Source organism: Variovorax sp. UMC13 (genome assembly GCF_014170375.1).
Classification (GTDB): domain Bacteria; phylum Pseudomonadota; class Gammaproteobacteria; order Burkholderiales; family Burkholderiaceae_C; genus Variovorax.
In genome coordinates this window covers 185,346-205,370 of sequence record NZ_LZZW01000029.1, presented here as the reverse complement: position 1 = coordinate 205,370, position 20,025 = coordinate 185,346, and the positions used below count along the sequence as shown (strand labels likewise).

Here is a 20,025-nt window from a genome sequence, read left to right as displayed (position 1 = left end):
TCGCCGCGGCGGGTTCAGGTCAGCGCTTTAGAAGTTGACGCGCAGGCCGACTTTCAACGAACGGCCGGGCAGCGGCGCGGCCGGATAGACCGTGGTCGTCAGGATCGACGTCGCGCTGTAGGCCAGCTTGTTGCTCAGGTTGTCCAGCCGCGCATACCAGGTGAGGCTCGCGCCCTGCACCTTCATGCGGTAGGCCAGGGCCGCGTTCCACAGCGTGTAGGCCTCGGTCGCGCGTGCGCCTTCGGCCGGCACGCGGTTCTGCGCCGAGTAGCGGTCGAAGCCCAGGCGCGCGGTCCACGGTCCGTCGCCGTAGGCCAGCGCGGCGCCCACGCGCACCGGCGAGATGCGCGGCAGCGGCTCGCCGGTGTCGGTGTTGGTCGCGCGCACCAGGTCGCCGCGCCACTGCAGGTCCAGCGTCGATCCCGCGGTGGTGCCGGCGAAGCCGTCGGCGCCCAGCAGGCGCAGGTTGCCGCTGGCCTCGATGCCGGTGAAGCGCGCGCGCACGCCGCCGTAGACGTACTCGGCCAAGGTGTCTTCCGCGGCCGGGTCGGTGACCACCGCGCCCTCGTCGTCGCGCTGGTTGCCGGTGGCGGTCAGGCCGATGTAGTTGCGGAAGCGGGTCACGTAGGCGTTCACGCGCGCGTTGTTGGCGCCGGACTTCCACTGCGCGCCGATGTCGAAGCCGACCGACTTCTCCTTCTGCAGCGACGGATCACCGACCTCCCAGGCCGCGGTCGCGACGTGCGGGCCGTTGGCGAACAGCTCGTAGTCCTTGGGCGCGCGTTCGGTGTAGGCCAGGTTGGAGGTCAGCTGCCATTGCGGCGTCAGGTCGACCAGCGCCCCGAAGGCGGCGCTGTGCGGGTTGAAGCTGCGCTCGCCCACGGTGAAGCGGGTGATGGACGGGTCTTCGGGGTAGCCGAAGGACTGGACCTTGACCTGCTCGGTGCGCGCGCCGAAGCTCAGCCGGCCCCACGCGGTGCCGAGCTCCTCGTGCACGAACAGCGCGTTCGAGCGCGTGCGGCTGTGCGGCGCGAAAGCCTCCTCGCCGTCGGCCGAGAAGCGGCCGGTCTCGCTGGTGAAGCCGATCAGGCCCTCGAGGCCGCCGATCTTGCGGTGGCGCGCCTCGATGCGGATGTCGTTGGTCTTGTTGGCGAAGGTGGTGCCGGGCTCGCCGCCCTCGAACTCGGTGTGGCGGTAGTCGGTGTGGCTGATCTTGGCGTGCACGCTGCTGAAGAAGCCGCCCGGGCGCCATTCGCCTTCGAGCGCGTAGCGGTCGGACTTCATGCCGATGGTCACGTCGTCCTCGGCCACCGTGCCGTAGTCGCTGCGGTAGGTGCTGACCGAGGCGCCGATCCAGCCCTGGTCGAAGAACACCGAGCCGCCGACCGCGCCGCCATGGGCGCTGTTCTGCGAATTGCAGATGCGGCGCGCGAAGCCGGGCGAACCGGGCTTCTCGCAGGCGAGTTCGATCGGCACGCGCACGTCGTCCGAGCGGCGGTCGAAGGCGTCGATGTGCAGTGCGTAGCGGTCGTTGCCGCCTTCGAGCACCACGCCGCCGCTCTTCTCCTTGCTGCCGGTGGCATAGCCCGCGTCGGCGCGGCCGCCGAAGCCGTTGAGCGGTTCGCTGGGGATGCGGTTGTCGATCACGTTGACCACGCCGCCGACCGCGCTGCCGCCGTACTGCAGCGCCGAGGGGCCGCGCAGCACCTCGATGCGGTCGGTCACCAGCGCATCGACCGGCACCGCATGGTCGTAGCTCAGCGCCGAGGCGTCGGGCGCGCTGCCGCCGTTCTGCAGGATGCGGATGCGGTCGCCGTCCTGGCCGCGGATGATGGGCCGGCTCGCGTTGGGGCCGAAGTAGCTGCTGCTCACGCCCGGGATGTTGTTGAGCGTCTCGCCCAGCGTGGAGGTCGAGCGCTGCAGCAGCGCATTGCCCTGCAGGGTGTCGGTGGGCGCGATCAGTTCGGACGCGCCGAGCGGGTTGCCGGTGACGGTCACCTCGCGCAGGCTCGGCGCGGGCGCCGTCGCGGCGGGCGCGGTCTGGGCGTGGGCGGCCCAGGACGCGAGGGACAGGACGGCGACGCCGATGGCGCTGAGGCGGAAATTGGAAATCATGGTGCGGACTCGTTGAATCAAGGAAAAACCGGCCGCGGCCCCTCCGGGGGCTGCAGCCAATCGAATACCAGGGGGGATTCAGCGGGTCAGCGGAGGGCCACGCGCGTCGAACAGCGTGACCCAGCGGGCGAGGGCTTCGCCCAGGAAGTAGTGGAAGCGCGCCATCGGCAAGGCGATGGGCAGCACCACGAGGGGGACCGACAGCGCGGCGGCGCCGCCGGCGAGCTGGTCGTACAGCCGGCAATCGGCATCGACGTGATCGCCGAACAGGGCCAGCAGCCCGCCCTGCCCGACCTTGTGCGCATGGCCCACGCCGTGGGCCTGGGCCACGGCCGCGGAGGCCGGCGCATTGCCCGCGCCGGGGTGCAGCACCCGGTGCATCAGCCCCAGCGTGGACGCGAGCCACAGCGCCACCGCGAGGGCGACGATGAGGCTGGCGTGGCAGCGGGAATGGCGCAGGGCGTGCATGCGGGAGGCGCGCGTCAGTCCTTGACGCGGGCCGCGAAGGTCTTCTGGAACTTCTCGACCTTGGGCCCGACCACGAAGGCGCAGTAACCCTGGTTCGGGTGGTTCAGGAAGTAATCCTGGTGGTAGGCCTCGGCGGTCGAGTAGTTGGCGAGCGGCGCCACCTCGGTCACCACGGGCGACGCATAGGTCTTGCCGGCCTCGATCTCGCGGATCACGTCCTCGGCCACCTGCTTCTGGGCCTCGCTCGTGTAGTAGATGCCGCTGCGGTACTGGGTGCCGACGTCGTTGCCCTGGCGGTTGAGCGTGGTCGGGTCGTGCACCACGAAGAAGATCTCCAGCACCTCGCGCAGCGCGATCTCGCGCGGGTCGAAGACCAGCTTGACGACCTCGTTGTGGCCGGTGCGGCCGGTGCAGACCTGCTCGTAGCTGGGGTTGAGCGTCCGGCCGTTGCTGTAGCCCGACTCGACGTCGACCACGCCGCGCACGCGGTCGAACACGGCCTCGGTGCACCAGAAGCAGCCGCCGCCCAGGACGATGGTCTCGGTCGGGGCAGCGGAGGGGGTGGTCGTGTCTGTCATGGCGGCTCTGGAAAAAGCGAAGCCCGCTATTGTCGCGGCTTGACGTGACCGATGGGCCTCACTACATTACTAACCCGCCAGTCATTAACTTTCATGCCCCGCTTCCTCAGCAACAACCTCCTCTGCCCGGGCCGCGCCAAGCGCGAGCGCCGCAAGGAGGCGCGCCCGGGCGAACTGATCCAGGCCGCGCTCGAGCTGTTCGTCGAGAAGGGCTTCGCCGCCACCCGCTCGGAGGAAGTGGCGGCGCGGGCCGGCGTGTCCAAGGGCACGCTGTTCCTCTATTTCCAGAGCAAGGAAGACCTGCTGAAGGCGGTGATCACCGAAAGCCTAGCGGGCCGCTTCACCGAATGGAACGAGGAATTCGAGGCCTTCGAGGGCAGCACCGCCGACATGCTGCGCTACTGCACCCAGGTCTGGTGGGAGCGCGTGGGCGCCACGCCGGTGTCGGGCCTGACCAAGCTGATGCTCAGCGAAGGCAACAATTTCCCCGAGCTCGCGGCCTTCTACCAGCGCGAGGTCGTGGCCCCCGGCCATGCGCTGATGCGGCGCATCCTGCGGCGCGGCATCGACAGTGGCGAATTCCTGCCGGTGGACGTGGACAACGCCATCTACACCGTGGTCGCCCCCATGATTTTCCTGTTCCTCGTGAAGCACAACAGCACCTGGGTCGAGAGCGACATCGAGCTCGACCCGCTGAAGTACATCGCGACCCAGACCGAGATCGCCATCCGCGGCCTCTCTCGCCAACCGCCCTCGATTTCCCCGGCCGCCTAAAATCGTGGGTTTGCCTGAGCCCCACTCCGAAAAGAGAAACACATGAACACCCCCGCCACCCACGAGCGTCTGCGCTTCAACATGATCGAGCAGCAGATCCGTCCCTGGGACGTGCACGACCCGCTGGTCCTCGAGCTGCTCAACACGATCCGCCGCGAGGACTACGTGCCCGCCGTGCATCGCGCCCTGGCCTTCTTCGACATGGAGCTGCCGCTGGACCATGCGGCCGAGCCCGGCCAGACCATGCTCGCCCCGAAGATCGAGGCCCGCACGCTCAACGACCTCAAGGTGCAGCCGCACGAATCGGTGCTCGAGATCGGCACCGGCTCCGGCTTCATGGCCGCGCTGCTGGCCGGCCGCGCCGCCAAGGTGCTGACGCTGGAAATCGACGCCCGGCTGGCCGAAAGCGCCGCGAAGACGCTGCAGCGCAACGGCGTGACCAACGTCGAGGTGCGCCACGCCGACGGCTCCAAGCCGCTGTCCAGCGGCCCGACCTTCGACGTGATCGTGCTGAGCGGCTCGGTGGCGCGCATTCCGCAGGGCCTGCTGGGCTCGCTCAACATCGGCGGCCGGTTGAGCGCCATCGTCGGCAACGAGCCCATGATGCGCACCCACATCGTGACCCGCGTGAGCGAAGGCCAGTGGGAGACCACGCAGCCCTGGGACACCGTGGCGCCGCGCCTGCTGAATTTCCCCGAACCCTCGCCCTTCAACTTCTAGCCGCATCGGCGCAGCGCGCACCGCGTCTGTCGCTCTTCTTGCGGAGAGCGACGCACGGCCCCGCCCGCTGCGTCCCCGCGTCACCCCGAAAAGCACCTTCATGATCGACCAAGTCCGCCCCTCCGACCTCGACGCCTGGTTCGCCCAGGACCCCGCGGCGGTGCCCGTGCTGCTCGACGTGCGCGAACCCTGGGAGCTGCAGACCGCGAGCGTCGCGCCGCAGGGCTTCACGCTGGTGGCCATCCCGATGAACGAGATCCCCGCGCGCCTGGGCGAGCTCGACGCGGGCCACCGCATCGCCTGCCTGTGCCACCACGGCGCGCGCAGCCAGCGCGTGGCGGCCTTTCTCTCGCAGAACGGCTTTGCCGACGTGGCCAACGTGGCCGGCGGCATCGATGCCTGGTCGGCGCTGCGCGACGCGAACGTCCCGCGCTACTGACCCTCATCCTCCAAGGACGCATCCCATGCCCGCGACCCGCGTGACCCGGCTTCTTCCTCTTGCAGCCGCGCTGGCCGCGGCGCTCGCGCTGCCGGCCCACGGCCAGAGCCTGCTCGCGCTCTACGAGGCGGCGCGCGACTACGACGCCAGCTACCAGAGCGCGCGGGCCCAGTTCGATGCCAACCTGGCGCGCGCCGCGCAGGCCAAGGCCGGCATCCTGCCGCAGGTGGGCGCACAGGCCAGTGTGCAGCGCAACCAATTCGACATCGACGTGATCTCGGGCGCGCCGCCGGGCTCGGGCGAGCGCAACTTCAACACCCAGAGCGCGGCCATCAGCGCCACGCAGCCGCTCTACCGCCCGGCCGCCTGGGCCGCCTACGAGCAGGGCAAGCGCCAGGCCGAGATCGCCCAGACCGTGCTGGCCACGGCCGAGCAGGACCTGATCGTGCGCGTGAGCCAGGGCTACTTCGACGTGCTGGCCGCGCAGGACACGCTGGCGCTGGTGCGCGCGCAGAAAACGGCCGTGGCCGAGCAGCTGGCCTTCGCCCAGCGCAACTTCGAGGTCGGCACCTCGACCATCACCGATTCGCGCGAGGCCCAGGCCCGCTACGACCTGGTGGTGGCGCAGGAGATCGCGGCCGAGAACGACCTGCAGGTCCGGCGCATCGCGCTCGACCAGCTGGTCGGGCGCACCGGCAGCGCGCCGCTGCCGCTGGCCACGCCGGTGGTGCTGCCCGCCCCGGTGCCGGCCGACATGAACGCCTGGGTGGCGCAGGCCGAGGCGGTGCATCCCGCGATCCGCCAGGCGCAGCTGGGCCTGGACGTGGCCGGGCTGGAGGTGCAGAAGGCCGAGGCCGGCCACAAGCCGACCATCGACGCCCAGCTGGGCTACAGCGTGACGCGCAGCCCGCAGGGCAACCTCACGACCACCGTGGGCACGCGCGCCAGCGGGCCGAGCATCGGCGTGGTGTTCAACATGCCGCTGTTCGCGGGCTTCGCGACCGAGAACCGGATCCGCGAGACGCTGTCGCTCGAGGAGCAGTCGCGCGCGGTGCTCGAAGGCACCCGCCGCAACGTGACGCAGGCCACGCGCACCGCCTACCTGGGCCTGATCTCGGGCGCGGGCCAGGTCAAGGCGCTGGAAGCGGCCGAGGCCTCGAGCCAGAGCGCGCTCGACGCCAACCGGCTGGGCTACCAGGTCGGGGTGCGCATCAACATCGACGTGCTCAACTCGCAGAGCCAGCTGTTCCAGACCAAGCGCGACCTGGCCGTGGCGCGCTACAACGTGCTGATGGGCAACCTCAAGCTGCGCCAGGCCAACGGCACGCTGGCGCCGACCGATCTGCAGCCGATCAACGCCGTGCTGGCGCAGGGCGGCACGCCGGCCCCGCGCTGATCCGCCGGATCAGTCGAGCGTGGGCTCGGCCCGCTCGGGCTCGGCGGTCGAAGAAGCCGAAGCGCTCGGCGCCGCAGCCGGCGGCTCCGAAGGCGCGGCCTGCATCGCGATCGCCAGCACCGCCGTCGCCGTGCGCTCCGCGGCACCGCGGTTGGACGACGAGAAGGCCTGGGCCGACTGCACCATCGCCTCGCGCCGCACCGGGTCGCCCACCAGCTGCAGCGCGGCACGCACCGCCTGCTCCATGCCCTGCACGCGCAGCGCCGCGCCCGCGGCCAGCGCGAGGTCGGCGGCCTCGGCGAAATTGAAGGTCGAGGGGCCCAGGATCACCGGGCAGCCGCAGGCCGCGGCCTCGATCAGGTTCTGGCCGCCCAGGTCCTCGAAGCTGCCGCCCAGCAGCGCCGCGTCGGCCAGGCCGTAGTACAGCGCCATCTCGCCCAGCGAATCGCCGAGCCAGATCTCCGACTGCGTGGGCGCGCCGGCGGTGCTGCGCCGTGCGACTGCGAAGCCGTTGGCCTCGATCAGCGCCGCGACCTCGTCGAAGCGCTGCGGGTGGCGCGGCACGATCATCCACTGCACCGCTGCCACCTGGCGCGCGATCGAGTCGATGCCGGGCGTGGCCTCGGGCAGCGGCGCGTTGGCGCCGAAGCGCTTGAGCACGTCAAGCAGCAGCTGCTCCTCGCCGTCGCGCGAGCTGGCCAGCACGACCAGCGGCCGCGGCAGCTGCGACTTGAACTTCTGCGCCGTCGCGAGCTGGCGCGCATCGGGCGAGGCGTCGAACTTGAGGTTGCCGTAGACGCCGGCCACCTTGGCGCCCAGCGACACCAGCCGGTGCGAGTCGGCCTCGGTCTGGGCCCAGACGGCCGTCAGCGCCGAGTAGGCGGGGCGGGCCAGCCAGCCCAGGCGCTCGGCCGAGGCCAGCGATTTCTCGTTGAGCCGCGCGTTGGCCAGCACCAGCGGAATCCGGCGCTCGCGGCAGGCCGCGACCATCTCGGGCCAGACCTCGGTTTCCATCAGCACGCCGATGCGCGGCGCGAAGCGGTCGAGGAAGCGCGCCACGGCGGCCGGCGTGTCCCAGGGCTGCCAGACCTGCAGGTCGCCCGGCTCGAGCAGCTTGGCGCCCTCCTCGCGGCCGGTGGCGGTGCCGTGGGTGAGCAGGATCGGAATCCCCGGATGCTGGCGCCGCAGCTCGGCGATCAGGATGCCGGCCGCGCGCGACTCGCCCAGCGAGACCGCATGCACCCAGCACCAGCCGGCGCCGACCGCGGCCTCGTCGTAGTGGCCGAAGCGCTCCTCGACCGCATGGGCATAGCCCGGTTCGGCGACCGCGCGCCGGCGCAGCTTGCGCCGCACCAGCGGCTGGGCCAGGGAGGTGAAGAGCCCGTAGAGGCGAAGCGAAAAGGAACGCACGCTGACAGGAACCTTCAGTGCGCGGCTTCGGCCAGCGCGTAGTCGGGCTTGACGGTCTTGAGCAGCGCCAGCATCTCGGCTTCGATGCGGTGCAGCGCGGCCTCGGTCTGGCCCTCGAAGCGCATCACGAGCACCGGCGTGGTGTTCGAGGCGCGGATCAGGCCGAAGCCGTCGGGCCAGTCGACGCGCACGCCGTCGATGGTCGAGATGCTCGCGGGCGCGGGGAACTTGACGGTCTTGACCAGCTGGTCGACCAGCGCGTGCGGCTCGCCTTCGGCGCACTTCACGTTGAGCTCGGGCGTCGAGAAGCTGGTGGGCAGGCCGTCGAGCACGGTGCTCGCGTTGGGGCTCTTGCTCAGGATCTCGAGCAGGCGGCAGCCGGCATAGGTGCCGTCGTCGAAGCCGAACCAGCGCTCCTTGAAGAAGATGTGGCCGCTCATCTCGCCGCCCAGCGGGGAGTCGATCTCCTTCATCTTGGCCTTGATCAGCGAGTGGCCGGTCTTGTAGATCATCGGCACGCCGCCCGCGGCCTCGATGGCCGGACCCAGGCGCTGCGAGCACTTCACGTCGTAGACGATGGTGCCGCCGGGCACGCGCGAGAGCACGTCCTGCGCGAACAGCATCATCTGGCGGTCGGGGTAGATGTTGTTGCCTTCGCGGGTCACGATGCCCAGGCGGTCGCCGTCGCCGTCGAAGGCCAGGCCCAATTCGGCGTCGCCGGCCTTGAGCGCGGCGATCAGGTCCTTGAGGTTCTCGGGCTTGCTCGGGTCGGGATGGTGGTTGGGGAAGTTGCCGTCGACCTCGCTGAACAGCTCGGTCACCTCGCAGCCGATGGCGCGCAGGATCGCCGGGGCCGAAGCGCCGGCGATGCCGTTGCCCGAATCGACCACGATCTTCAGCGGGCGGGCCAGCTTGATGTCGCCGACGATGCGCTGGGTGTAGGCCTCGGTCACGTCGACCTTGCGCACGCTGCCGCCGGGGGCCAGCGTGGCGCTGTCGGCTTCCATGACCTGGCGCAGGCCCTGGATGTCGTCGCCGTAGATCGCGCGGCCGGCCAGCACCATCTTGAAGCCGTTGTAGTCGCGCGGGTTGTGGCTGCCCGTGACCTGGATGCCGCTGGTGGCGAGCGTGTGGGCCGCGAAGTACAGCATGGGGGTGGTGACCGCGCCCACGTCGATCACCTCGACGCCGGTGGCCACCAGGCCGCGGATCAGCGCCTCGACCAGCGAGGGGCCCGACAGGCGGCCGTCGCGGCCGACCGCCACGGATTTCTCGCCGGCCGCGCGCGCCGCGCTTCCGAAGGCCTTGCCGAGCGCTTCCGCGATCTCGGGGTCGAGCGTGCTGGGGACGACGCCCCGGATGTCGTAGGCCTTGAAGATCGATGCGCTGAGTTGCATGGCGTTGCCCTGAAAGTTCTCAAAAACGGAAGCCATTGTAGGCATGCCCACCTTCGGCCAGATGTCCGGAAATGGCTACTTGCGAGAGGGTGCAACCGTATGATCGATCGCATGGCCCAGGCATCTTCCTCCCCCGCACCCGGCACACCCGGCGCCGAGCTGGAAAGCGACGCCTGCTACCTGGCGATGACCACGCACGATGCGCGCTTCGACGGCAGCTTCTTCACCGCCGTGACCTCCACCGGCATCTACTGCCGGCCGGTCTGCCGCGTGAAGCTGCCGCGGCGCGAGAACTGCCGCTTCTTCCGCCACGCGGCCCAGGCCGAGGCCGAGGGCTTCCGCCCCTGCCTGCGCTGCCGGCCCGAGCTGGCGCCGCGCGCGGCGAGCTGGTCGACCGAGGACGCCTCGCGCATCCTGGCGCTGCAGGCTGCCCGGCTCATCGACGAGCCCGACGCCTGGAGCGAGGATGGACCGGGCGCCGCGCAGATCGCGCAGCGCCTGGGCGTGAGCGACCGCCACCTGCGCCGCATCTTCGAGGCCCAGTTCGGCGTCTCACCGCTGCAGTACCTGCAGACGCGGCGCCTGCTCGCGGCCAAGCAGCTGATCGCCGACACCGCGCTGCCGATGGCGCAGGTGGCGCTGGCCAGCGGCTTCGCGAGCGTGCGGCGCTTCAATGCCGCCTTCCTGGCGCACTACGGGCTCAACCCGAGCGCGCTGCGGCGCGCCGGCGACCAGCCGAGCGGCCACACCATCGCCGTGCGTCTGAGCTATCGCCCGCCCTACGACGTGGATGCGGTGCTGGGCTTCTTCGCGCGGCGCGCGCTGCAGGGCGTCGAGGCCTTCGATGCCGGCGGCACGCGTTTCGCGCGCACCTTGCGCGTCCAGCATGCGGGCCGCGCCTGCACCGGCTGGATCGCGCTGCGCTTCGACCCGGCGCGCGAGCAGCTGCAGCTGGCCGTGAGCGACACGCTGGCCGGCGCGCTGCCGGTGGTGATCAGCCGGGTGCGCGCCCTGCTCGACCTCGATGCCGAGCCGATGGCCATCAACGCGTTGCTGCACGCCACCTTCCCGCTGGGCGACGGCCTGCGCGTGCCCGGCACGGTCGACGGCTTCGAGCTGGCGGTGCGCGCGGTGCTGGGCCAGCAGATCACGGTGGCCGCGGCGCGCACCCTGGGCTCTCGGCTGGTGGCGGCCTTCGGCGAGCCCGTCGAGACGCCGGTCGCCGGGCTGACCCACCTGTTCCCCACGCCGGCCGCGATCGCGGCGGCCAGCGGCGACGCGCTGGGCCAGTTGGGCATCGTGCGCCAGCGGCAGGCGGCGCTGCAGGCGCTGGCGCACGAGGTGGCCTCGGGCCGGCTGGCGCTGCATGCGGGCGCCGACGTGCCGGCCACCCTGGCCGCGCTGCAGGCGCTGCCGGGCATCGGCGACTGGACCGCGCAGTACATCGCGATGCGCGCGCTGCGCTGGCCCGATGCCTTTCCCTCGGGCGACGTGGCGCTGCAGAAGGCGCTGGGCGTGGGCACGGCCCGCGCCGCGGCCGAGGCCTCGCAGGCCTGGCGGCCCTGGCGCAGCTATGCGGTGCTGCGCGCCTGGCACACGCCGCCCGCCCCTTCCCTCGAACGGAGCACGCCATGAAGTTCAAGACCCCCCTCCTCCGCACGCTGCATGTCGACACCGCGCTCGGCGGCGTCACGCTGGCCGCCACCGACGACGGCCTGGCCGGGCTCTGGTTCGACCGGCAGCGCCACCTGCCCGACATGCGCGGCTGGCAGCCCGACGACGCGCACCCGGTGCTGCGCGAGGCCGCGGCGCAGCTGCAGGACTACTTCGCAGGCACCCGCAGCGATTTCGACCTGCCGCTGGACCTGTCGCACGGCACCGCCTTCCAGCAGGCCGTGTGGCAGGCGCTGCTGGCCATTCCCGCGGGCCAGACCACCAGCTACGGCACGCTGAGCCAGCGCGTGGGCAACCCGGCGGCGGTGCGCGCGGTCGGGGCCGCGGTCGGCCGCAACCCGATCAGCGTGATCGTGCCCTGCCACCGCGTGCTCGGCGCCGACGGCTCGCTCACCGGCTATGCGGGCGGGCTCGAACGCAAGACCGCGCTGCTGGCCCTCGAAGGCGCCCGCTAGCATCGGGCGTGCGTTCGCGCGCCGTTCTCGACCACCCTTATGACAACAACCAACAACAACACCGTCTCCCCCCTCGCCTCGCCCAAGGCCTCCAACGCCTGGCTCCTCGACCTCGTGCTGCTGGGGGCGCTGTGGGGCGCATCCTTCCTGTTCATGCGCATCGGCGCGGCCGAATTCGGCGCGCTGCCGGCGGCCGCGGTGCGGGTCACGGTGGCCGCGCTGTTCCTGCTGCCGCTGCTGTTCCTGCGCGGCCAGGCCGCGGCGCTGCGGCAGCACTGGAAGGCCAGCTTCGTGATCGGCATCCTCAACTCGGGCCTGCCCTTCGCGCTGTTCTGCTTCGCGCTGCTCACCATCAACAGCGGGCTCGCGGCCGTGCTCAACGCCACCGTGCCGATGTTCGGCGCCCTGGTGGCCTGGGCCTGGTTCAGCGAACGGCCCAGCGGCTCGCGCATCGTCGGGCTGGTGATCGGCTTCACCGGGGTCGCGATGCTGGCCAGCCGCAGCGCCGGCCTGCACGCCGATGCCAGCGGCTACGGCGCCACCTGGGCCGTGCTGGCCTGCCTGGGCGCCTGCCTCTGCTACGGCGTGGCGGCCAGCGCCACGCGGCGCCACCTCGGTGGCGTGCCGGCCCTGGCCACCGCCACCGGCAGCCAGCTCGGCGCCACGCTGTTCCTCGCGCTGCCCGCGCTGTGGTTCTGGCCCGAGAAGATGCCCAGCCTGCGCGCCTGGCTCGCGCTGGTCGTGCTGGGCGTGGCCTGCACCGGCCTGGCCTACATCCTGTTCTTCCGCCTGATCGAACGCGCCGGCCCGGCGCGCGCGCTGACCGTGACCTTCCTGGTGCCGGTGTTCGCGGTGTTCTACGGCACCGTGTTCCTGGGCGAGCACATCACGCAGTGGATGCTGGTGTGTGCGGCGGTGATCGTCTGCGGCGTGGCGCTGTCGACGGGGCTGGTGAAACTCGGCAAGCAGCGCTGACGCCGACCCGAACGCGCCTTTCTCTTTCGTGGGACGCCGGTAGGGGGAGGGAGGAGGCGAGTCAAATACTCCCGGCCACCACGTTGATCGAGAGCGCCAGCACCAGCATGTTGAACGCGAAGGCCAGCACGCCGTGCACCAGCGTGATGCGCCGCATCACGCGCGAGGTGACCTGCACGTCCGAGACCTGCGAGGTCATGCCGATCACGAAGGAGAAGTAGAGGAAGTCGAAGTAGTCCGGGTCCAGCTTGCCCGGGAAGTCCAGGCCCGGACCGGCCTCGGTCTTCTGCATCTCGGTCTGGTAGTAGCGGTGGGCGTAGTGGAAGGCGTAGATCGTGTGGATCAGCAGCCATGAGGCCGCGAGCGCGAACATGCCCAGCGCGATGTGGGCGGCCCGCTCGATGCCGTCGAGCTGCTTGACCTGCTGCAGCATCATGGTGATGGCCGAGGCCGACGCGGCCACCGCCGTGAGCGTGATGACCAGGATCAGCACGTTGGGCTGGTCCAGCGACTGGGAGCGCGCCCGCGTGCGCTCGGCGTCGAAGGTCTCGGCCAGCCACCAGGCCAGCAGCAGGTAGACCAGCGTGCCGCAGGTCCAGCCCAGCAGGCCGCGCGCGATGCCGCCCAGGGGCCAGGGCACCAGGCCCACGGCCAGCCCGGCCGCGGCGCCGTAGGCCAGGCGCTGCAGCCCGGCGGCCTTCGAGAGATGTGTTTGCATGGCGCTCACTTTAGCGAGGCCGCCACCAGCCGGCCCAGCGTGACCACCGCCTCCTCGGCGCGCGCATCCCAGGCGTGGCCGTAGTTGAGCCGCAGGCAGTTCGCAAAGGCCCGGCTGGCCGAGAAGATCGGGCCGGGCGCCACGCTGATGCCCAGCGCCAGCGCGCGGCGGTGGATCTCGATCGCGTCGACGCCCTCGGGCAGCTCGACCCAGAGGAAGTAGCCGCCGGCCGGCCGCGTGGCGCGGGTGCCGGCCGGGAAGTGCCGCGCCACCGCCTCCGCCAGCGGCGCCTGCTGCCCGGCCAGGGTCTGGCGCAGCTTGCGCAGGTGCTTGTCGAAGCCACCGTGTTCGAGGTAGGTCGCGAGCGCGGCCTGCGCGGGCGCCGAGGCGCCCAGCGTGGTCGTGAGCTTGAGCCGGCCCACGGCCTTGGCGTGGCGCCCGGGCGCGGCCCAGCCGATGCGGTAGCCCGGCGCCAGGCACTTGGAGAACGAGCCGCAGTGCATCACCAGCCCCTGCGTGTCGAAGGCCTTGGCCGGCAGCGGGCGCTTGTCGCCGAAGTAGAGCTCGGCGTAGACGTCGTCCTCGATCAGCGGGATCTCGTGCTCGGCGAGCAGCGCCACCAGCGCCTTCTTCTTGGCCTCGGGCATCAGGCTGCCCAGCGGATTCTGGAAGGTGGTCATGAGCCAGCAGGCGCGCGGCTTGTGGCGCTCGATCGCGCGCGCCAGCGCCGCCAGGTCGATGCCCTCGCGCGGATGCGTGGGCACCTCGATGGCCTGCAGGCCCATGCGCTCCAGCGCCTGGAGCGCCGCATAGAAGGTGGGCGACTCGACGATCACCGAATCGCCGGGCCGCGTGACCGCCGCCAGGCACAGGTTGAGCGCCTCCAGCGCGCCGTTGGTGACCACGATCTCATCGGGGTGCACGTGGAGGCCGTCGGCCAGGTAGCGCAGCGCGATCTGGCGGCGCAGCGCGGCGTTGCCGGGCGTGAGGTCGTCGACCGTGCTCCAGGGGTCGAGCGTCTTCGCGCTCGAAGCCAGCGCCTGGCCCAGCCGTGCCAGCGGGAACAGCAGCGGGCTCAGGAATGCCGAGCCGAAGGGCACCACGTCGCGCGTCTTGCTGGCCTCGAGGATCTCGAACACGCGGTCGCTCACGTCGACCGCGATCGAGGCGTCGGCCGGCTGCGAGCTCAGGTCGGGCTCGGGCGGCACGCGGCGGCCCTTGGCGCCGGCGGCGGCCACGTAGTAGCCCGAGCGCTCGCGCGCCCGGATCAGGCCGCGCGCCTCGAGCAGGTAGTAGGCCTGGAACACCGTCGAGGCGCTCACGCCGCGGCTGGCGGTGGTGTGGCGCACCGAGGGCACGCGGTCGCCGGGTTGCAGCACGCCGCTGCGTATCGATTCCTCGACATCGGCCGCCAGGGCCTCGTAGCGCTTCATGGAGGGCTCCGGAAGGAGCAGGCGGCAAGCCTGATCCGTATTTTCTGGGATGATTCGGCCAGCTGAGGCAACTGCGCCGACTCGGTGCCGCCAGTGTATTCCTCTCGCACGCGTTCCTTCTGATCCGGTTTTTCACACGTCAACTGGTGATTCTCCAACTGATGCGTTCGACCTAGCATCGGCTTCCGTCTTCGCCACCGCCCGCCGCCTTCGCAGCGAACGGGGCGACGCTGCCCCACGAGTGCCCATGAACCCCACCGCCCTGCTGCTGGCCACCTTCCTTCTTTCCATCGTCGGCCTGTTCGGCTTCATCTGGTCGCTGCGCAAGGGCCTGTTCGACGCCGAGGCCAGCGGCGCGCGCACCATCTTCTCGCCCGGCGAGATCGGCCGGCCCGAAGAGCCCTCGGCCAGCGCCGACCAGCACCATGCGCTCACGCGCGTGGTCGCGGCGCACGCCGGCGAGGTGGCCGGCCCGGCGCCCACCGAGCTGGCCGCGCGCGAGGCGGCCGACCGCTCGAGCTCCTTCCCGGCCTTCATGCTGATCGCCTGCGCCACGGTCTGGCTGGTGGTGGCCTCGGCGGCCGGCCTGCTGAGCTCGCTGAAACTGCACTGGCCCGACCTGCTGACCGATCAGGCCTGGCTCGGCTTCGGCCGGCTGCGCACGCTGCACCTCAACGCCGTGGCCTACGGCTGGGCGCCGATGGGCCTGCTGGGCCTGGCGATCTGGATGCTGCCGCGGCTGCTCAAGACGCAGTTGCAGGGCGGCCGGCTGGTGATCGTGGGCACGCTGCTGTGGAACGCCGGCCTGGTCGCGGGCCTGGGCGGGCTGGCGGTGGGCATCAACGCCGGCATGGAATGGCTGGAGATTCCCTGGCAGATCGGCGCGCTGTTCGCGCTCGGCGGCATGCTGATCGGCCTGCCGATGGCGCTCATGCTGCAGCGCCGCCAGGTGCAGCACCTCTACGTGTCGGTCTGGTACATGGGTGCGGCGCTGTTCTGGTTCCCCACGCTCTACATCGTGGCCAAGGTGCCCGGCGTGCACTTCGGCGTCGAGCAGGCGACCATGAACTGGTGGTTCGGCCACAACGTGCTGGGCCTGTTCTACACGCCGCTGTCGCTGGCCTGCGTCTACTACTTCCTGCCCAAGGTGATCGGCCGGCCGGTGCGTTCGTACAACCTCTCGCTGCTGGGCTTCTGGACGCTGGCCTTCTTCTACGGCCAGGTCGGCGCGCACCACCTGATCGGCGGGCCGATCCCCGAATGGCTGATCACGCTGTCGATCGTGCAGAGCGTGATGATGGTGATCCCGGTGGTCGCGTTCTCGGTCAACCAGCACCTCACGCTCAAGGGCCACTTCGGCGCGCTGCGGCATTCGCATGTGCTGCGCTTCATCGTCTTCGGCGCCGTGATGTACACCTGCGCCTCGCTGCAGGGCTCGTTCCAGGCGCTGCGCTCCTTCAACGCGGTCACGCACTTCACCCACTTCACCGTGGCCCACGCCCACCTGGGCATGTACGGCTTCGTCTCGATGGTGATCTTCGGCGGCGTCTACTTCGCGCTGCCGCGCATCCTCGACGTGCGCTGGCCGCAGCCGGCGCTGATCGGCCTGCACTTCTGGCTGGTGGTCGCGGGCTTCACCGTCTACATGGTGACGCTGAGCATCGGCGGCCTGCTGCAGGGCCTGATCCTGCTCGACCCCGCGCGGCCTTTCATGGACGCGGTGGCGGTCACGCTGCCCTGGCTGCAGGGCCGCTCGATCGGCGGCGCGCTGATGACGCTGGGCCACCTGGTCTTCGCCTGGCACGTGCTGCTGATCTCCGCGCGCTCGGGCGTGTTCGCCCCGGCCGAACGCCTTGCCTCGTCCGCCACCACCGCCTGAGGCCCCTGATGGAAAACGAACTCAAGCTCGTCAGCGGGGCCATGGTCACGCTGTCCCTCGCCACCGCGGCCATGATCGTGGTGCCCTTCCTGCAGCTCAAGGACGACCCGGCGCCGCCGGCCCTGAAGCCCTACACCAGCCAGGAGCTGCGCGGCCGCGCGGTCTACATGGCCAACGGCTGCATCGCCTGCCACACGCAGCAGCCCAGCACCACCGGCGCCGGCATCGCCGACGCGCGCCGCGGCTGGGGCCGTGCCTCGGTGGCCGGCGACTACCACTACGACGCGCCGCCGCTGCTGGGCACCATGCGCACCGGGCCCGACCTGTTCAACATCGGCGTGCGCCAGCCCAGCGCCGACTGGCACCTGGGCCACCTGTTCCAGCCGCGCGCCTATGTGGCCGGCAGCAACATGCCGGCCTACCGCTTCCTGTTCGAGATCAAGAACGAGCAGACCGTGGCCAAGGGCGAACGCGTGGTCACGCTGCCGCCGGGCACGGTGTCGCTCAGCGAGATCGTGGTGGCGAAGCCCGAGGCGCTCGACCTCGTGGCCTACCTGCAGAGCCTGAAGCGCGAGTACCCGGTGCTCACGCCGGCCCAGGCCGAGGCGGTGATCCGCCTGCTGCCACCAGGACGCGCCACCGGTGCGCCCGATCCCTCCACCGAAGCACAGAAGACCGATGCCCCCGCCGCCGCAAAACCGTAAGAGCGAACACGACGATCCGCACGAGCAGTACAACCCGGTGCCGCACGTGGTGCTGGCCCTGGTCGGCGCGCTGATCGCCTGGGCGCTGGCCTACATCGTGATGGCGCGGCCCGACGGCCTGGCCGGCCTGGGCGACCAGCGCCAGCCGGCCACGCTAGCGCAGGGCGCGGCCGCGGCGCCGGGCGGCGCGGTCGATGGCCGCCAGCTCTTCGTCGCCAAGTGCCAGGCCTGCCACCAGGCCAATGGCCAGGGCCTGCCCGGCGTGTTCCCGCCGCTGGCGGGCGCCTCCTGGGTCAAGGAAGCGCCCGCGCTGCCAGTGCAGATCCTGCTGCACGGCCTGAACGGCCCGATCGAGGTCGCGGGCACCACCTACAACGGCGCCATGCCGGCCTTCGGCGAGCAGATGAACGACGCCGAACTCGCGGCCGTGCTGAGCTTCGTGCGCAGCGAATGGGGCAACGACAGCCTGCCGGTCACGGCCGACGCGGTGCAGGCCGCGCGCGCGGCGTCGGCCAGCCGCACCGAACCATGGAACGGCGTGAAGCAACTGCAGGACTTCCTGGCCAAGGCGGACGCCACGCCATGAGCGCCGCGCGCACGACGCTCGCCACGCTGGCCGTCGCGGCGCTGGCGCTCATCGCCTTCGCCGGCGTGACGCGCGGCTTCGCGGCCGTGACTTCCGACGGCGTGCGGCGCGCCGACATCGAACAGGCGCCGCGCGCGCTGCCCGGCCTCGCCCTGGTCGACGGCGCGGGCCGCGGCCTGCAACTGAGCGACTACGCGGCCCCCAACGCCCCGATCACCTTCGTGACGCTGCAGTACCTGCGCTGCCAGACCGTGTGCCTGACCAGCGCCTCGGGCCAGTCCTGGCTGCAGTCGGAGATCCGGGCGCGCGGACTCGCAGGGCAGATGCGCCTGCTCACGCTGAGCTTCGACCCCGCCAACGACACGCCCGCGGTGCTGGCGGCACATGCGCGGCGGCTCGACGCCGACCCCGCGCTGTGGCGCTTCGCCACGGTCGCCGATCCGGCCCAGCTGGCGCGCATGCTGTCGCTGTTCGGCGTGGTGGTGCTGCCCGATGGCCTGGGCGGCTACGCGCACAACGCGGCGCTGTTCGTGATCGACGGCCGGGGCCGGCTCGCCCAGGCCTACGACGTCGACCGGCCCGACCTCGCGCTGGCCGCACAGTTGCGCACACCATGACACCCGCCACGCGTCGCACGCTGATCGCCTGCGCCCCGGCGCTGGCGATCGCCGCGCTCGCGCCCGCCCATCCCTGGCTGGAGCACACGATGGCGCGGCACATGGGGCTCGAGCTGCCGGCCCTGTTCCTGCTGGGCTGCGCGCTGCCGCGGTGCAGCGGCGCGGCGCGCTCGCCGGGTTTCGCCGCCTGGAACGCGCACGGCCTGCCGGGCCTGTTGGCCGCGCTGTGCACCACCGGCTTCTGGATGCTGCCGGCCGCGCTGGACCAGGCGGTGCTGCACGAGGGCATCGCGCTGGCCAAGGTCACGAGCCTGGTGGCCGCAGGCGCCTGGGCCGCCGCCTCGTGGCCGCGCGCGGGCACGGTGCTGCAGGCCTTCTTCGTGCTCAACGGCTTCTGGATGATGCTGGCCGCGGGCCTGCTCTACCAGGAGGCGCCGCTGCAGCTGTGCGCCGTGTACCTGGTCGATCAGCAGCCCGCGGCCGGTCGCGCGCTGGTGTGCTGGGCCGCGGCCGGCCTGGTCGCGTGGCTGGCGCAGCTGGCCTTCGTGTCGCGCGTGTTCGCGCAGGACGACGACGCCTCGGCCGCGGCGGCCACGCCATGATCCAGGCCCTCGCGACCCTGATCGGGCTGCAGCTGCTGGGCGAGATGCTGGTCGCAGGCTTCGGCCTGCCGCTGCCCGGCGCACTGGTCGGCATGCTGCTGCTCTGCGCCGCGTTGGCAGTGATGGGCTACGTGCCGGCCGCGCTGGAGCGCACCGCCGGCTCGCTGCTGCAGCACATGATGCTGCTGTTCGTGCCCGCGGTGGCCGGCGTGATGCTGCACTTCGAGCGCGTGGCACGCGAGTGGCGGCCCTTTCTCGCGGCCTGCGTGGTGGGCGCGATCGTCACGCTGGCCGTGACCGCGCTGGTGCTGCAATGGCTGCTGCGGCGCCGACCGGCAGACGACGCATGAGCGCCACCTCGCCCCAGGACTGGGCCCGGCTCGCCGCTTCGCCGCTGCCCTGGATCGGCCTGACGCTGGCGGCCTACCTGGTCGCGCAATGGCTCTACCGCCGCAGCGGCGGCCACCCTCTGCTGCTCCCTGTGTTCACCGCGGTCGCGCTGGTGATCGGCGCGCTGTGGCTCAGCGGCACGCCCTACCCGGTCTATGCGCAGGGCACGCAGCTGCTGACCCTGCTGGTCGGCCCGGCCACGGTGGCGCTCGCGGTGCCGCTGTTCGGGCACCGGGCCCGGCTCAAGGCCATCTGGCGGCCCCTGTGCATCGCCTTGGCGATCGGCACCCTCACGGCCATCGCTTCGGCCGTGGGCGTGGCCTGGGCGCTGGGCGGCACGCGCGAGACGCTGATGTCGCTGGCGCCCAAGTCGGCCACCATGCCGATCGCGATGCCGGTGGCCGAACGCTTCGGCGGGCTGCCGGCGCTGGCCGCGGTGGCGGTGGCGCTCACGGGCGTCGCCGGCACGGTCGTCTCGCGCCCGCTGCTCGACCTGCTGCGCGTGCACGACCCGGCCGCGCGCGGCTTCGCGATCGGGCTCGCGGCCCATGCGATCGGCATGGCGCGCGAGCTGCAGGAGCACCCGGGCACCGGCGCCTTCGCCGCGCTGGCCATGGGGCTCAACGGCATCGCGACCGCGCTGCTGATGCCGCTGGCGGTCGTGTGTTTCCAGTGCATCGGCTGGCTGTAGGCCC

At 71.5% G+C, this 20,025-nt stretch carries 21 protein-coding genes; 14 read left to right on the top strand and 7 right to left on the bottom strand.

Annotated features, from left to right (window positions below; translation table 11 throughout):
* Window positions 1-27: 27 nt before the first annotated feature.
* The 3 genes from A9977_RS23420 to msrA form a co-directional block, all read right to left on the bottom strand.
* The gene (locus tag A9977_RS23420; protein WP_183027238.1) at window positions 28-2,115 is read right to left on the bottom strand and encodes a TonB-dependent receptor; all 2,088 of its coding nucleotides are present in this window, start codon (window positions 2,113-2,115) and stop codon (window positions 28-30) included.
* A gap of 78 nt (window positions 2,116-2,193) precedes the next feature.
* Window positions 2,194-2,583 (bottom strand): hypothetical protein, encoded by a 390-nt coding sequence (locus tag A9977_RS23415; RefSeq protein ID WP_183027237.1) that lies wholly within the window; start codon window positions 2,581-2,583, stop codon window positions 2,194-2,196.
* 14 nt (window positions 2,584-2,597) lie between these two features.
* The gene (gene msrA, locus A9977_RS23410) at window positions 2,598-3,161 is read right to left on the bottom strand and encodes a peptide-methionine (S)-S-oxide reductase MsrA (RefSeq protein ID WP_183027236.1); all 564 of its coding nucleotides are present in this window, start codon (window positions 3,159-3,161) and stop codon (window positions 2,598-2,600) included.
* A gap of 93 nt (window positions 3,162-3,254) precedes the next feature.
* Here msrA and A9977_RS23405 point away from each other — a divergent pair, with 93 nt between their 5' ends.
* The 4 genes from A9977_RS23405 to A9977_RS23390 all read left to right on the top strand — a co-directional run bounded on the left by A9977_RS23405 (window position 3,255) and on the right by A9977_RS23390 (window position 6,490).
* Window positions 3,255-3,935 (top strand): TetR/AcrR family transcriptional regulator, encoded by a 681-nt coding sequence (locus A9977_RS23405; protein ID WP_183027235.1) that lies wholly within the window; start codon window positions 3,255-3,257, stop codon window positions 3,933-3,935.
* A gap of 42 nt (window positions 3,936-3,977) precedes the next feature.
* Window positions 3,978-4,655, top strand: a complete 678-nt coding sequence (locus tag A9977_RS23400) for a protein-L-isoaspartate O-methyltransferase (RefSeq protein ID WP_183027234.1) — start codon at window positions 3,978-3,980, stop codon at window positions 4,653-4,655.
* Between the two features lie 100 nt (window positions 4,656-4,755).
* Window positions 4,756-5,094: a rhodanese-like domain-containing protein gene (locus tag A9977_RS23395; RefSeq protein WP_183027233.1), complete on the top strand. Its 339-nt coding sequence runs from the start codon at window positions 4,756-4,758 to the stop codon at window positions 5,092-5,094.
* Window positions 5,095-5,119: 25 nt separating this feature from the next.
* A complete protein-coding gene (locus A9977_RS23390; RefSeq protein WP_183027232.1) occupies window positions 5,120-6,490 on the top strand; it encodes a TolC family outer membrane protein in 1,371 nt (456 codons plus the stop codon).
* Window positions 6,491-6,499: 9 nt separating this feature from the next.
* On the opposite strand, the gene A9977_RS23385 is transcribed toward A9977_RS23390, so the two are convergent.
* Complete coding sequence (locus A9977_RS23385) at window positions 6,500-7,900, bottom strand: 3-deoxy-D-manno-octulosonic acid transferase (RefSeq protein WP_183027231.1); 1,401 nt, start codon at window positions 7,898-7,900, stop codon at window positions 6,500-6,502.
* Between the two features lie 14 nt (window positions 7,901-7,914).
* The gene (locus A9977_RS23380) at window positions 7,915-9,297 is read right to left on the bottom strand and encodes a phosphomannomutase/phosphoglucomutase (protein WP_183027230.1); all 1,383 of its coding nucleotides are present in this window, start codon (window positions 9,295-9,297) and stop codon (window positions 7,915-7,917) included.
* 111 nt (window positions 9,298-9,408) lie between these two features.
* Between A9977_RS23380 and A9977_RS23375 the strand changes: the two genes are divergently transcribed.
* The 3 genes from A9977_RS23375 to A9977_RS23365 are packed head-to-tail and all read left to right on the top strand — an operon-like array spanning window position 9,409 to window position 12,401.
* On the top strand, window positions 9,409-10,932 hold the full coding sequence (locus A9977_RS23375; RefSeq protein ID WP_183027229.1) for an AlkA N-terminal domain-containing protein: 1,524 nt from the start codon (window positions 9,409-9,411) through the stop codon (window positions 10,930-10,932).
* The gene (locus A9977_RS23370) at window positions 10,929-11,426 is read left to right on the top strand and encodes a methylated-DNA--[protein]-cysteine S-methyltransferase (RefSeq protein ID WP_183027228.1); all 498 of its coding nucleotides are present in this window, start codon (window positions 10,929-10,931) and stop codon (window positions 11,424-11,426) included. Before A9977_RS23375 ends, A9977_RS23370 begins: the two co-directional genes overlap by 4 nt.
* A 39-nt stretch (window positions 11,427-11,465) precedes the next feature.
* Window positions 11,466-12,401, top strand: coding sequence for a DMT family transporter (locus tag A9977_RS23365; protein ID WP_183027227.1), 936 nt, complete (start codon window positions 11,466-11,468; stop codon window positions 12,399-12,401).
* 61 nt (window positions 12,402-12,462) lie between these two features.
* On the opposite strand, the gene A9977_RS23360 is transcribed toward A9977_RS23365, so the two are convergent.
* Entirely contained in the window at window positions 12,463-13,119 is a 657-nt protein-coding gene (locus A9977_RS23360) for a DUF1345 domain-containing protein (RefSeq protein ID WP_183027226.1), read from the bottom strand.
* 5 nt (window positions 13,120-13,124) lie between these two features.
* Entirely contained in the window at window positions 13,125-14,552 is a 1,428-nt protein-coding gene (locus A9977_RS23355; RefSeq protein WP_183027225.1) for a PLP-dependent aminotransferase family protein, read from the bottom strand.
* 247 nt (window positions 14,553-14,799) lie between these two features.
* On the opposite strand from A9977_RS23355, the gene A9977_RS23350 reads away from it, so the two are divergent.
* From A9977_RS23350 to A9977_RS23320, 7 genes are read left to right on the top strand one after another with little or no spacing between them, the layout of a single operon-like run.
* Window positions 14,800-16,431, top strand: a complete 1,632-nt coding sequence (locus A9977_RS23350) for a cbb3-type cytochrome c oxidase subunit I (protein WP_183027224.1) — start codon at window positions 14,800-14,802, stop codon at window positions 16,429-16,431.
* Between the two features lie 8 nt (window positions 16,432-16,439).
* Window positions 16,440-17,135, top strand: a complete 696-nt coding sequence (locus A9977_RS23345; RefSeq protein WP_183027223.1) for a cbb3-type cytochrome c oxidase subunit II — start codon at window positions 16,440-16,442, stop codon at window positions 17,133-17,135.
* The gene (locus A9977_RS23340; RefSeq protein ID WP_183027222.1) at window positions 17,110-17,721 is read left to right on the top strand and encodes a cytochrome c; all 612 of its coding nucleotides are present in this window, start codon (window positions 17,110-17,112) and stop codon (window positions 17,719-17,721) included. The genes A9977_RS23345 and A9977_RS23340 overlap by 26 nt, the downstream gene beginning before the upstream one ends.
* Entirely contained in the window at window positions 17,718-18,338 is a 621-nt protein-coding gene (locus tag A9977_RS23335) for an SCO family protein (protein WP_183027221.1), read from the top strand. Before A9977_RS23340 ends, A9977_RS23335 begins: the two co-directional genes overlap by 4 nt.
* Window positions 18,335-18,940: a hypothetical protein gene (locus A9977_RS23330; RefSeq protein ID WP_183027220.1), complete on the top strand. Its 606-nt coding sequence runs from the start codon at window positions 18,335-18,337 to the stop codon at window positions 18,938-18,940. The genes A9977_RS23335 and A9977_RS23330 overlap by 4 nt, the downstream gene beginning before the upstream one ends.
* Window positions 18,937-19,290 (top strand): CidA/LrgA family protein, encoded by a 354-nt coding sequence (locus A9977_RS23325; RefSeq protein ID WP_183027219.1) that lies wholly within the window; start codon window positions 18,937-18,939, stop codon window positions 19,288-19,290. Before A9977_RS23330 ends, A9977_RS23325 begins: the two co-directional genes overlap by 4 nt.
* The gene (locus A9977_RS23320; RefSeq protein WP_183027218.1) at window positions 19,287-20,021 is read left to right on the top strand and encodes an LrgB family protein; all 735 of its coding nucleotides are present in this window, start codon (window positions 19,287-19,289) and stop codon (window positions 20,019-20,021) included. Before A9977_RS23325 ends, A9977_RS23320 begins: the two co-directional genes overlap by 4 nt.
* The last annotated feature ends 4 nt before the right edge of the window (window positions 20,022-20,025 follow it).